The sequence below is a fragment of the Streptomyces sp. MAR4 CNX-425 genome, from assembly GCF_048656465.1.
In the GTDB taxonomy this organism is placed as follows: domain Bacteria; phylum Actinomycetota; class Actinomycetes; order Streptomycetales; family Streptomycetaceae; genus Streptomyces.
This window is the reverse complement of the sequence record NZ_JBMDLF010000023.1, coordinates 1-13630: the sequence shown is the minus strand read 5'-3', so window position 1 is coordinate 13630 and position 13630 is coordinate 1. Positions and strand designations below refer to the sequence as shown.

9 protein-coding genes are annotated in these 13630 nt (G+C 67.3%); 5 read left to right on the top strand and 4 right to left on the bottom strand.

Annotated elements, in window-relative coordinates; all coding sequences use genetic code 11:
* The 5 genes from ACHZ99_RS33120 to ACHZ99_RS33100 form a co-directional block, all read left to right on the top strand.
* Nucleotides 1–433: DUF3592 domain-containing protein (locus ACHZ99_RS33120; protein WP_420308549.1), on the top strand; the 433-nt coding region annotated here is incomplete at its 5' end.
* A gap of 251 nt (nt 434–684) precedes the next feature.
* Entirely contained in the window at nt 685–1485 is an 801-nt protein-coding gene (locus ACHZ99_RS33115) for a very short patch repair endonuclease (protein ID WP_420308548.1), read from the top strand.
* Between the two features lie 136 nt (nt 1486–1621).
* Nucleotides 1622–3715, top strand: coding sequence for a helix-turn-helix domain-containing protein (locus tag ACHZ99_RS33110; protein WP_420308547.1), 2094 nt, complete (start codon nt 1622–1624; stop codon nt 3713–3715).
* A complete protein-coding gene (locus ACHZ99_RS33105) occupies nt 3712–4692 on the top strand; it encodes a hypothetical protein (protein ID WP_420308546.1) in 981 nt (326 codons plus the stop codon). Before ACHZ99_RS33110 ends, ACHZ99_RS33105 begins: the two co-directional genes overlap by 4 nt.
* A complete protein-coding gene (locus ACHZ99_RS33100; protein ID WP_420308545.1) occupies nt 4689–5654 on the top strand; it encodes a DUF6339 family protein in 966 nt (321 codons plus the stop codon). Before ACHZ99_RS33105 ends, ACHZ99_RS33100 begins: the two co-directional genes overlap by 4 nt.
* Nucleotides 5655–5664: 10 nt before the next feature.
* On the opposite strand, the gene ACHZ99_RS33095 is transcribed toward ACHZ99_RS33100, so the two are convergent.
* The 4 genes from ACHZ99_RS33095 to ACHZ99_RS33080 form a co-directional block, all read right to left on the bottom strand.
* Nucleotides 5665–6711, bottom strand: coding sequence for a DNA cytosine methyltransferase (locus tag ACHZ99_RS33095; RefSeq protein WP_420308544.1), 1047 nt, complete (start codon nt 6709–6711; stop codon nt 5665–5667).
* Between the two features lie 548 nt (nt 6712–7259).
* Nucleotides 7260–10217 (bottom strand): Z1 domain-containing protein, encoded by a 2958-nt coding sequence (locus tag ACHZ99_RS33090; protein ID WP_420308543.1) that lies wholly within the window; start codon nt 10215–10217, stop codon nt 7260–7262.
* A gap of 16 nt (nt 10218–10233) precedes the next feature.
* Nucleotides 10234–11214, bottom strand: coding sequence for a PD-(D/E)XK motif protein (locus ACHZ99_RS33085; protein WP_420308542.1), 981 nt, complete (start codon nt 11212–11214; stop codon nt 10234–10236).
* The gene (locus ACHZ99_RS33080) at nt 11201–12811 is read right to left on the bottom strand and encodes an ATP-binding protein (RefSeq protein WP_420308541.1); all 1611 of its coding nucleotides are present in this window, start codon (nt 12809–12811) and stop codon (nt 11201–11203) included. Before ACHZ99_RS33080 ends, ACHZ99_RS33085 begins: the two co-directional genes overlap by 14 nt.
* Nucleotides 12812–13630 lie beyond the last annotated feature (819 nt).

Sequence of the window (13630 nt, the reverse complement as noted above, 5' to 3'; positions counted from 1 at the left end):
CGTCGAAGCGAACATGGGTACCGGCTGGCTGTTCGCACTCATCCCGCTGCTCCTCGGCGCGGTCTTCTTCGCCATCGGCTTCACGGGCATACGCCGCGCCCGAACCCTGCGCCGCACCGGCGCCACCGCAGAGGGCCGGGTCGTCCGCCTCGCCACCAGCTCGGGCAACAACGGCACGCTCTACCACCCGGTGGCCCGCTGGCACACCCCCGACGGGGTGCCCCACGAACACACCTCCCGCATCGGCAAGACCGCCGTCCTCAACTTCCGCCCAGGCACCCCGGTCCGCGTCCACTACAACCCGAAGAACCCCACCCAAGCCGCCATAGCCGGCTACGACGGCGCCGGCCCCGACCACCTCTTCGCCCTCCTCGGCGCCCTCCTCACCGCAGCCACCTTCACCGTCCTCACCGCCGCCTTCCTCACCCGCTAACCCCATGCTGCCGCGCCGCGGGCTGCCCGACTGGCGGTGCCCCGTGACAGCAGTGACGGGGCACCGAAGATGCCCACTGCTGTCGCGGGTGCCACCGGAGCCCGCCGAAGATCACGCACGCTCCTCGGGCTCATGCCCCGTTGGCCACAGATCCGTCAGGCACCAAGGGGAGGCCTGGGCAGCTGCTGCCGTACCAACTGGACAATCCGGCCGGCTGCTGAACTTGAATTCGTGATGTCGGTCAGCCGTGAATGGCCAGGCCAATGCTGGCCAGACAGCTGTCGACCAGGTCCACCGGTACTGGATCTGGTTGCATTGCGTTAGACGGCGCGGGCGATCCGGCTCAGGTCGGCTGCGGCGAAAACTGGCGTATCGGTTCGTCGAACGTGCAGGCAGCCCCACCCCACCAGCAATTCGCCGCTGGTGTCTCGATCGCAACATCGATCACCGAATCCCGTTTCCGGTGCCCCGTCCGCCATCCGCGATCACAGGCCTTGGAGGCGGACGGCTCCGTGGTGGGCCGGCCGAGGCGCTACACTGCCGAGCCGATGAGTAAGCCACGGCCCACCGCATGGAAGCGTCCGACGGGCTCCTGGGCGTCATCGCCCGGGAACCGCAAGAGCATGATGGGCAACCGAGGACGGGACACCAGACCCGAACTTGCCCTCCGGTCCATGCTTCACGCGGCCGGCCTACGCTATCGCGTCTCCGCCAAGCCGCTGCCGGAGATGCGGCGGACAGCGGACATCGTCTTCGGCCCTACACGCGTTGCGGTCTTCGTGGACGGCTGCTTCTGGCACCGTTGCCCCGAGCACTACACTGCTCCGCAGACGAACTCCAGCTTCTGGGACATGAAGACCGCCAGAACCGTGGAGCGGGACCGGGAGACGGACGCGCGTCTCGCCGAAGCCGGTTGGCTGGTGCTCAGATTCTGGGAGCATGAAGCAGCCGACGACGCCTTCCGAAAAGTCCGGAGGGCCGTCGAGAGTCGCCGCCCTCCCCCAGCCTCGCCCGGCCCTGCTCGGAACACCGGCGCCGGCCCATTGCCGTGAGACCAACGGGTCAAATCCCGTCAGCAGCAGGCGAAAACTTCTCTGACCTCGGGGTATCCGTCAAATCAACCTCGTACGATTGCATCCAGACAGCCCAATCAAGAAGGCTCCTTAGAGTCGAGGGGGGGCGGAAACGGTGGGGGCGGGAAACGATTTCGGCTCGTGGCTGCAGCGACAGCTGCGGCTCACCCGCGTCTCGGAGGCGGACCTCGCGGAGCGCCTGGATCTCACGCGAGCAGAAGTGTCCGCGTGGGTGAACGGCCGGGCTGTACCACACGACGAGATAAAGCGGACGATCGCAGAGGTGCTCGGAGTCGATCTCTCCGCCGTCTACGAGCACAGCTCCGACGTGGCGGTGACACCACCGCTGACCTGGCATCACCGTCCTGCCCACACAGACGGCGGGCGCGAGTACGGCAACGCCGCCGCGTTCGCGTTCGACGCCGACCTCGCTGTCCTCGCCCGCGAGGCGACCCAGAACTCTCTCGACGAGCAGACCGACCGCCACCGCCCCGTCCGCGTCCGCTATACGCTCCACGAGATCACCGGCGAACAACTCCACGTCTTTCTCGGCGCGCTGCGGTGGCACGAGTTGGGCAAGCACTACGACGCTGCGGCATCCGCCGAGCAGAAGGTGTCCCGCAGTCTGCGGGCCGCGCTGGACGACCTGCAGGAGACCGGAAGCCTTCTATTGCTTCGGATCGACGACTACAACGCCGCCGGTCTGACCGGACCTGAATACAGCGACGGCCGGTTCGCCGCCGTCGTGCGCCGGCAGTTGGACAGCCACAAGCAGGCAGGCGGTCGAGCAGGGGGGTCGTACGGCATCGGCAAGGCGACGTTGTGGGCGAACAGCCGCTTCGGGCTGGTACTCATGAACTCGACCCTCTCGAAGCCGCACGAAGGCAGGACCCGTGGCCGCGTGATCGGCCGCCTGGATCTGCCGTGGCGTGAGGTGGACGGCGACGCTTTCGCCGGTCCGGCCTGGTTCGGGGAGCCGGACTCCGATCCGGAACACGAGGGTGTCTCCAGATCGTGGTGGGCCGACGAGGAGACCCTGCGCCGGCTGCATCTGGAGCGTGTCGCCGACGAGCCGGGGACGTCCTTCCTCATCGTAGGCGCGCACGATGCGTCAGGCGACGCGGAATCCCTCCGGGATATGCACGAGAAGCTGGTCGGCTCCCTGGCCAAGGACTTCTGGGCTGCGATGATCGGCGGCGAGCGGGCGGGGCCGCTGCTCGACGCGCACGTCACGACACTACGCAACGGGCAGACCGTCATCCCGGAGGAACGTGTCGATCCTCACACCCGGCATCCGGCACTGTCCCGGGCCCTGCGGTCGTATCTCGACGGCAGTACCGTCGCCGAGCTGACGGCGGCCGAACAGGTGGCCGCCGCACACGTGCCGCTCAGGGTCACGCCTCTCAAGGGGCGCGGCCGCACACGGGACAAGGGTCGGGAGCATCTCGCGGTTCTCCTGCTCACGGCAGCGGACCAGGACGCGGAACAACCGAACCGAGTCGTCCTCATGCGCGGCAACCGCATGAGCATCTCAGAGCATCGCCCGCGTGAGCTCCCCCTTGGCGCTACGCCGTTCCAAGGGGTTCTGCTAGCGGGGTACGCCACAGAGCGGGACGGAGAGGACGTCGACCTGGCTGAGGCGTTCCTCCGCGCCTCCGAGCCGCCGGAGCACGACCGCTGGGACCGTACGGAAGAGCTCACGTCCCTCTACGAACGAGGGGCGCTCAGCCGTCTGCGCGAGTTCCGCAGCGAGATCGACAAGGCGGTGCGCGAATTGGTCGGCCGACGCGAGACGACACGCCAGGGCGGCCCGGCGGTGCTCCGCGAACTACTCAAACTGGAGGGTGCCGAGCCCGCGACTCTGCGCCGGACACAGGGCTTCCCGTCCGTCCGCAGGGTCGAGGCACGCGTGCTCGGCAGCGGCGCCTGGCACGTGCACGTCACGGTGAGGGTGCCTGAGGCGCAGGACGACTGGCAGCTCACGCCGGTCGCCAAGTTCGACGTGCGGTCAGGCGGAAGGCCGAGTGTCCGATGGGCAACGCTCTCCGCCACCGAGAACTGCCGGGTCGAGTCCGGCAAGCTGGTCATCGCCCCCCACGTACGCTCCGCAGAGTTCACCGGCGTGACAGACCCGGCCACACATCCGGTGCGCAGTGGGTTCGCGCGCCTTGTCGTGGATCTCGTCAAGGCACGTGGAGGTGCCGCGTGAAGCCGGTGTACCCCTACCCGACCCTCTTTGGCGAAGTCACCGCGGAGGTGTCGTCAGTCACGGTCGACGGTGCCGACCTCCCGTACGCGTACGTCTCCCGCTCCGAGCAGACAGTCGCGCTGCATCTGTCCGGCCGAGAGCGCTGGCACCAGGCGACGCTCCACCTGACCGCCCGCCTGCCCGAGCGGGAACTCGCGGAAGGCCCCTGGTCGGAGATCAGGTGCATGGCCGTGCTGTCGGAGAAGGCCACGAACGCCCGCGCCGTGGCAAGTCTGAAGCGCGGGGACAGCGGACGCTGGCACGGCTCGATCGACCTGTCCAAGACGCTCTTCCGCACTCGTGCGACGCTGAACCTCACGGTTGTCGGCACCCTCGACGGGGTCCCGGGTCGAATCGTCGGCACTGCCGAACGTGCCTGGTACGTGGACCTCAAGGGGGCCGTGCCGGTTCGCGAGAGTGAGATCCACATCCGCGAGACGGATTTCCGGAGCGGCGAGCCGGAATGGCTGCGCCCGTACGCCGATGCCCCATGGATCGTGGAGACCGCGGGCGAGCAGCCGACGGTCCACCTCAACACCGGAGCGGTCGAAGGCCTCATGGACGTCCTGAACGGCACGGGAGGGTCGCGTGCCGAGCGGATTCTTCGAGAGAGCACCGCGAGCCAGATCGCCCAGGACGCCTGGATCGCACTGTTCCACGCGTCCGTGAGCGACTTGGAGGCGGATGAGGACGGCACTCCCGTGATGCCTGACGGCTGGCGGGACTCCGTACTGCGCATGATGCTCCCCGACGTCCTGCCCGGCCGCAGCCTGGGCGACGCCCTGCACGAGATCGACCAACGCCGTAGTCAGGGCTACGGCTGGGCTGAACTGCAGACAAGCATCCAGTACGCCGCAGGCAGACGGAGCCGGATCGCCAGGAAACTCACCCATGCGGTCAGATCGGTGGACCGCACGGACAAGGAGGTCGTCCGATGACGAGTGCGCCCCGCCACGATCTCCCCGTGACTTTGGGCCTGCTCCCGGACGCCGTGGCGTCCAAGCACCTTACCCGGGGCGCCCAGTCAGGGCAGGAGCGTCCGCCCCACACCACACTCCGCCAGGCTGCCGAGCCGCTCCCCGAAGACGATGACCGGTGGCGTGCGGGTCCCGTCCGCGACCTCCTCGACGAAGCCATGGACCGCCACGTCGACAACCGCGTCGAGGCAGACGGCTGGCTCGCACCGCGTCTGCACGCCACGATTCGGATGACACGGGCGGAGGCTGCGGACAGCCGACTGTGGGCGTACATCGCCCTGCTTGTGGCCCCCGACTACGTCGTATGGCGCCATAGCGGTGCCGAAGGAGCTACGGCGGGTCGATTCACCGGGCCTCACTACACGCAGGCGTTCGCCCGCCTGTGGTGGGCGGCTGAACTCTTCCGGAACGGCCCGGACTACCGGCCGGTGGTGACCGCGTGTCACGTCCAGGACGTACTGAACACGACGATGCGCCTCGACGTCATCGACCACCGTCCGACCGCCCAGGCCATCCTGCGCATCGTCGCCCGGCTGCTCGCCGACGGGTCGCCAAGGCCCGGTGATCAGGTCAATGCGCTCTCGTCGGCAGTGAACTCAGCCGGCAGCACGCTCTTCTACGACCTGATGGCACCGGATGAACCGACGGACGACGATGAACTGGTGGCGTGGATCGGCGAGACGGGCCGGGTCGCGGCCGTTCCGTGGGATCGTCTGCCAGACGGCCCTGAGGACGGGCATGTGGATCCCCACGCGATAAACGCGCTTGTGCCGCTCTTCGAGGAGCTATTGGCCGAGGCTCCCGTAAGGATGCGCTCCAAGAAGGCTCAAGCGGTCCCGCATCCCTCTGTGGAAAGGGCAACCCAGACCGAGGCCAGCGACAGAACAGCGCCGCGGGCGCCGTCCCTCGACAGCGTCCGGTAGACGTCGCAGATCAAAAACCGTTATACCCCAAGACTGCCCCGCGCCGCCTCGCCGGGAGCCCGAGGGCCGTGATGAGGATGTGGGCGGCGAGAAGAGGCGGGATCGCGTTGCCGATCTGCTGCTGGACGTCCTTGCCGCGCCACGGGTAGTCGCGCGGGAACGTCTGGAGCAACCCGGCTTCTCGCTCGTCCAGACGCCCCAAGTCCCGTCCGTCGGGTCCGATGATCTTGTTGCGCCCGACCTTGCCGGTCACGGTGAATGCGGGTTTCGTGTGGTCACGGCGACCCCGGTTCTTCGGATCGCGCCCACTTCCGTAGTTGGACACGATGGTGAAGCTTCCACGCTTCAGAACCTCGCCCATGGATACCCAGGGGGCCAGCTTCTTGGGATGGTCCTTCGCCGCGACGGGGGGATGCCCCTTGCGATACCGTTGATGCGTAGATTCAGGGAAGTTCACCCCGCCCTTCTTCCGGGCGATGAGGACGGCCCGCTTGCGCGTCTGCGGAACGCCGTAATCCTCGGTGTACAGGATCTGGGCATCAGCGTGGTAATCAAGCTTCTCGAGGACGGCCACCATCTCTTTCCACACGGGGAGCACCGCCGGCACCTGCTCCAGGATGACGACCTCGAACGGGTTGTTGTTCTTCCGGGCCAGCACCCACTTGAGCGGCTCCAGCACCAGGCCGGTTCTCACGTCAGCCAAGTCGTCGAGTTCCTTGGTGACGTCCTCCTCTTCCGCCATCCGGCGGATGAACGCGGTGACCTGATCTAGATTCCGCCGGCCGGTGCCCTTACCGGCGACGCTGAAGGTCTGGCATGGCGGCCCCGCAGCGAGCACATTGGCCGTCTTGTAATCCAGAGGATCGAAGTCGCGGACGTCCCCGGGCTTAGTAATCATGCGGGGCCCGTCACCGTCCTTCGCTTCAGCGAATGCCGCTCGTGTCGCGCAAGCGTCGTCGTCGAGCTCGATGCCCGTGACCGGAATTCCGAGGCAGTGGGCGGCGACGTCCAGTCCGCCGGGGCCAGCGAACAGATCGACAATCTCGAAACCGCACACTTACACTCCAGTCCGTTCTTCATGCCACGCCCTGGCGCATGCGAAGGCAAGGGCCCCACCTGCGGTGTTTCCCACCAGCGGACCCACAGACTACCGGGTGGTCTCGCGCTACGATCGGTTGTCCCCAGGAAGCCGTCCCAGCACGCGCTGTACCGACTTTGATCCAGGTCAGGGATGCCGGATGCTGATCGAACGGCACTGCCCGGGGCTCGTCCTACCGCCGGGGGTGCGGCGTGGCCCACCTGGCGGCAGCGGGTCGTTTTGCAGCCGGGGGCGATCCAGCCTGGAGGGAGCCCCTGCAGCAAGGCCGCCGGCGCGACAGAACAACGTCGGCGGCCACAGGCCGTCGTGGATGCCGATCCAGGTCCAGGCCAGAGGCCCGTTTGGAACCCGTAAGGTCGAGGTCAGGCACCACCACGGTGCCACGACCCGCTGACGCGAGTGGGCACACCCTCATGTGCCTGCCCTTCCCTTCCCCTCTGGAACGCCCGCTGTCGGCCGCACCCTGCGACCGCCTCGGTTCCCCGAGACGGTCGCCGTCCCGGCGGTCAGCCGGCGTCGATGATGGGCCCCTTCGACGAGTCGATCGTCTCGAAGCGCACCACACGACCGTCGCTGCTCCGCGCCGAGGCGGGCGCCACGAATGCGAACGTCATGACCAGTTTGCCTGGATCGACAGCCCCCGAAGCCTCGACCTCCGGGCGGTTCAGCGTCTCGACGGCCGGATAGAGCACCACCACGCCGCGCCGGGGCGCCGTCAGAGCCTCGGTGGCAGTGTTCCCGGGCGCCGGGAGGGCTCCGGCGATCCGCATTGCCGCGGGAACGTGCTTGGGGTCGCGGATCGCACCGAACAACGGACCTCGCCTGCGGTCACGGGCGAACCACGAGTAGCCGCGTCCGCTCCCCCCGAGTGCGAGCCTGTTGCCTCCGCGGTTGTGCTGCGGGGCCAGAACGATCCAGTCGTCCACCTTCCCGGCCTCGTCCTTGGTGATCTTCCTCAGGAACGCCAGGTGAGGCAGGAACTTGGTCTCATCGCTCCATCGCAGGCCGCTGACGAGTTCAAGCATTCCCGTGGCGTCGAGCCGTCCTGTCAAAGCGGAGAAACGGTACTGACCGCGCCCGCCACCGGGGTGGGAGAACTCCGTCGTCTCCGCGGACAGCGATTCCAACACAGGGATCCACAGGCCCGTATTGTGGCGCAGGTCGGTGACCGCGCTCGGGTATGCGACAGGCTCCTGCCATTCGCCTGCCGACTCCCGCTCCACCAAGCGGGCGTTGTACATCTTGTTGGCGCTCGCCGGCTTTATGTGGGGCAGGTGCGCGGAGACGAGCGGCGCCACGTCCCTCGGGAGGATCTGCGGCTCGCCGTCGACAGGCCGCGCGTACTGCCGGATCTCCCAGCGGAAAGCCTCCTCATCAAGACAGACCGCCTCGAAGGCCTCGTACAGGTCCAACTCCCTCCGCCCCCTCGTCTCATGCCTGCCGAGGTAGAGGCGGACCAGGTCGCGGTATCCGTCGCGGAAGCCGAACCAACGCCCCATCTGCATCAGGGTGGAGGCGTTGTTCGCCGGGCGCCGGAAGTACGACACCGTCAATCCTTCGACCGTGAAACCCCGGGCCAACTTCTGGCCGCCGATGAGGATCTTCCAGATGGGCCGCTTGTCGAAGTCCGCCTCGCCCGTCTCGATGTCCTTGTCCCCGTTGACGACGATGATCGGCTTGTCGTCACCGCCGATGCGGAGGACTGCCGCCCCTAGGTGCCGGGCCAGTTCGTCGAAAGACGGGGGGACGGCGTGACCATCGGCCCTCGCCTGGGAGACCGGCAGGACGTCGGTCTCGAAGAGCCGGCGCAGGCGCTCGTGCCCGCGCGCTCCGGTGTAGCCGGCGTCCCACCACAGCTTGGTCACACGGCCCAGTAGTTCCCGATGGGCCATCGTGCGCACCGACTCGTGGACGAGCATCGTGTGGTGGCCGAAGTATCCGGTCCCCAGGCCGCCGTCCTCCTCGCGGTAGATCTTCATCGCGGCGGTGAGGACGAACATGTCCAGCGCCTCCTGAAGGCAGGCATCGTCGTCCTCGTCCCGGACCACGACATCGCGGACATGTGCCTTCTCGTTCGAGTTGGCGTAGGTCTGTTCCTCGGAGGGGATGGGGGTGTCGAGGTCGTGGAAGTCCCGGGCGCCCATGTAACCGTCGGGCCGCGGAAGGGAGATGATGAAGTCCTTGGGGTAGATGTCCTCCGCATCGTTCGGGTCCACGAAGACGTTCGCATACGGCGTCGCGGTGTAGCCGACATACTGGGCCCGCGGCAGCAGGTTGAGCAGTTTCGAGATCTTTTGGTTGATCGCCGTCCGCTCGGCGTCGGGCTTCGCGGGGTTGGCGGTATTGACGGATGCCTCGTCGGCCTCGTCGTCCACAAGCAGGACGGGGATCTCGGACAGCGGCGTCTTGATCTTGTTGAGGTCCGTTACCAGTTTGGCCAGCACCCTCTTGTTCTTCTTGACGACCATGAGGCGCGCCGAGGACCGATAGAGGTTCTGCGGGTCGTACAGCGGGAGCGCCGGCTCCTGCTTCTCGAACTCCAACGCCACGATCCCCTGCAGCAGGCTCTTGTAGTCGTCGACCCGGGTCGTCATCCGCACGATGTCGAACCCGCCGAGCATGGACGGGTGATCCCCGTAGGTGGCGAACTTCCCCCTCGCCCAAGCCGGGTCGTCCGCGTAGTCGGACTCGAACTCGTTGGCCCCCCGCAGTATGTTCTCGCGGCCGACGAGCTCCATATCGAGGCGGCGCTGAGTCTGTGCGCGCAGGAGGTTCAGCGTGCCGCTGAGCACGATCACGAGACGGTAGCCGGCATCCACGGCCTTGGCGATCACACCGGTGAAGTTGGCGGTCTTGCCGGACTGGACGTAGCCGACGACCAGGCCACGCGACTGGTAGACCGCCTGGTCGGACGGATCGGCCAGGCGCTCGACCACCTTGTCGGAGGCGTCGTCGAGGGCGCTGACGGCGTGCTCAGGCCAGCCTTTGTCGGCCAGGAAGTCCCGGTACTTCGGCCAGTAGAACTCACGGCCGTGCTTCGCCTTGGTGGAGTACCACTCGGTGTGTGTCTCGCTGATCACGACCGGGGCCTCGGCCTTGAACACAGGGACCAGGCCGCCAAGGAGTTTACCGGTCTCCTCCCTCAGGCCCAGCCGCTGATAGATGTCTCCGCGCCGTTCATCGGTGCGTGGCGCGGCCTGGGACCAGGCGGGCTCTTCGACGTAGTCCCAGCGCGTCAGCTGCTTGCGCCAGAGTTCGACGAGCTGGTCTGTGGAGCGGGCGTCGCGCAGCGCCTGCTGAAAATCCTGCTCCGTGGAGCAGGCCTCGGCCTGGTCCAGATCCTGCGGATCCACATCCTCCGCCTGGTAGGCCAGTGCCTTGTCCAGTCGCTTGGGTCGGCTGTAGCTCATGTCGCCCAGCGCGGCGCGGTGGAGGGCGATACGGACTTCGGCGATCTCTTTCACGGCTTGGTCCTTGCGGTCAGGGGAGGCGAAGGGCGGCGAGGTCAACGGGGCAGTCGGTTTCGGGCTGGGCTCCGGTGACATCCACGTCGTAGATGACGGTCGCGATCCGACCGGACTGCGTAGTGGGAAGCATGTCGAGGGTGAGCCTGGGCATCGCCTCAGCGTGCAGTGCCAACGGCTCACTGCGTACCGTCCAGCGCTCGTCATCCGGCTGGTCGGGGTTCCAGCCAAGAGAGGCGAGAGCATCGTCCAACTGCTGAGTCGCGCGCAGGTCCGACGCCGCGGCGGCTTCGCGTATGGCCTCGATAGACTCACTCAGGGTCCGGCCACCACGGCCGCCACGGGTGAGCTGAACGGAGACGAACCAGAGTCGTCGACCGGGCGCCTCCTGCAGCTGGCCCACCCCGTCGATCGTGTGACAACGCCTCTCGGAGGCTGTGGTCTTTACTTCGAGGTCGCAGTGCGCCAGTGCGAAGTCGTGCTCCTCGCCGTGGGGGCCTACCCAGGCGGCGCTGGCTGCCGCCCATCCGTCGCGCTCGGCAAGGCGCTGCAGCACGGCGAGTTCGCCGTGGATCCCGATACGCCGTTGCGCCCCCAGTGCATGCGGCCGGTTGAGCAGCGCGCTCCAGGCGTGCACGGTCAGATCGAAGGCACGTTCAAGGGTGCAGCCGTGGACGACGATGCGCTCGGCGACTGCCATCAGCAGGTCGTGGAAGTCGCGCCAGAGTTCCGGCCGGGTGGTGCTGAAACGCGCCATTCGGCGACCCTCGTGGGAGACCGGTTCGACGCGGACCGCGGCCAGCGGAGATCGCGGCGGCTGCTGGGTGCGTTCCAGTCCGACGAGCAGTGAGATGCCGTCGCCGCCACCCTCGATCTGGTACTGCACATCAGGGCGGGCCCCGCTGGACAGCGGGTAGCGGACTCCCATCCCTTCGGCGAGGCGCTCCTCTATGGTCGACCAGGCCACACCGGGGAAGCGCGGGTCACCCGGGGACATCGTCCACTATCCGATCGTCGGCGGCAGGAGCGGGCGGCGGCACCAGGACGCTCTTCCAGGACTGCAGGTTGTCGCGGGCAGCGCGGTCGGCCTCGGACTGCGCGGCGGAGAGCAGCACCGCCTGCCACAGCTGCAGGTTGTCCTTCTCGCGGCTGCCGCTGTACTCCTTCTCGAACACCCGGTGGAGCAACAGGTACATCAGGGACTTCAGCAGAGGGGCGTCGTTGAGACCTCCCCTGCGTCCGCCGAGAACCGCCTCACGGAAGCGTCGGTTCAGTACGATCGTCCTGCTGTCACGGTCGATGTCGAAGAAGACGTCGTCGTCCAGGAAGCGCCATCGTATGGCGATGGGCTCCTCGCGAGGGATGCGGGGAAGCTCCTCCTCGATGGCGTCCTTCACCGCTGGGTCGAACCCCTTGCCCGGCCCGATAACCGGCTTTCGGGTGGCGCCGGCCCGCTTGCGGGCGTCGCGGTAGACCGCCTCGGCCTCCTCCATGAAGCGGCCGAAGGTGCGGTCGTCACCGGCGCAGGCTGTTTCCAGAGCTGAGGCGAACTCCGGGCCGGTCTCCACCCCGTCCTTCCTCACCGTGAGCCGAAACACCTCCCCGGGTTTGCTCGGCAGATCCACAGCGATACGGGCAAGGGCAAGGTGCTGCTCGGGCTGCCTGTAGCCGTTCCAGCCGCCTGCCTGCACGAGCCGGTTGTGGCGGTAGAAGTAGAAGCCCTGCCGGTCCATGACCGAACCGACGGCCTTGTACTCGTCCAGCGAGGACCTCGCCGGCCAGATGTGCGCCGTCATCGGAACCTGCCCGACAGACGGCACGTCCGCGGTGAAACGCAGGGGGTACTCGCGGTGTCCAGACACCGGATAGGCGAACGGGTCCAACGGCTGCAGGCCGAAGTTCATGTACTCGGTTCCGGAGGACACGTCCTCCACTGCGATCGTGATGTTGAAGTCGTCACGGGCGAGGAAGCGGTGCAGGTACAGCCCGAGGTGCAGGCCGAGCTTGTTGATCGTGCGGTGGAGGTACCGGTCCGTCTGCCCACCGCCACCGTGCCGCGGGAAGTTCTTCACCCCGTCCCAGCGGATGACCGTGCCTTCCCACACGATAGGACGTGACGCATAGCGGTCAATCAACGACTGTGCAAAGTCGGCGTCCACGATGTCGCACTGGAAGCCTTCGACAGCGCGCTCCATGACCCACCGACGCCCGACGGCCCGGGTACGGCGAGTCTTGCTCACCACAGTCACAGAGGCGGCGTGACTGAGCGAAGCGGACTTCAGGCCGGTGCCGAACATGCCCAGCGCCTGCGCATCGTAGTCGCGACGGCCGCCCACGGTCATGGCTACGTCGAGCCCGTCCTCCGCCATACCCTCGCCGTCATCGATGACCAGCAGGCTGACGAGCTGGTCGCCGTCCCGAAGAAAGTGGATGACCACGTCCTTGGCGCCGGCGTCGATCGAGTTGTCGACCAGGTCTGCGACGGCCACTTCGAAGCCGTACCCCTGACTGCTGAGGGCTTCCATATAACGGGAGTCCGGCGGCAGGTGCTTACTGCCCGCCGTGGGGACCTCGTACTGCCATTTGCTGGTCATGACCTGCCTCGGAGGGTGGGACACGTTCGCTGAGAAGTCTTTCGAGGGTAACGGAACGTACCGTTATGACTGGGTGGATTCGGGCACGGCCTGGGTGACTCGGCAGGGCCAGCACACGGACGATGGTGGTCTTCGATCGGCTGGCCAGCACCAGCAGCCCTGTGACCAGCAGCCCGATGCGGAGTACAGCCTGCGCGGGAGGCTGGCCGTCGAAGCCGGAGGCGGTGTCCCGGATACTCGTCCGCGTCCGAGAACGCCTTGGGCGCACTGGGCCGGCCGAGGCTCCGAGTTCGTCTGCACCGAAGTCCTCGAATACCTCACCGGCACCGGACGGACGTGGGACGCGGTGTACTCCGTCTTCGGCGCCGCCAGGTTTACCGACCCGTTCAAGCTGCTCCCGCTCGTTGCCCAGTGCCTCGATCCCGGCGGCGTCTTGGCCTTCTCCCTGCCGCCGCCCATCCCCGTACCTACGGCCCGCAAGGCGGGTTCGCGGGAAAGCCCTGTTCACCAACCGCTACAGCTGCACCCCACGGAAGTGGCGCATCCTCCTGGAGCACGCCAGATTCACCGATGTCGCCGTCGATGCCCTCCCCGCCTTGGAGCGAGACCACATCGGCACCCTCATCGTCCGCGCCGAACGTCCGGCCGACAGGCAAACGGCCCACATCAGCCCCGGTTGTGCCGCAGCCCATCGCACGTCCTGGCCCAGCACTGCCTGCCCGGGTCACAGCTCCCTTCCGATTGCAGGCAAGGCCCAGCCACTCCTCCGGGCGGGGCGGCGAGGTGACGGGCCTTCGTTGCGCGCGTTCGGGGCGAGGA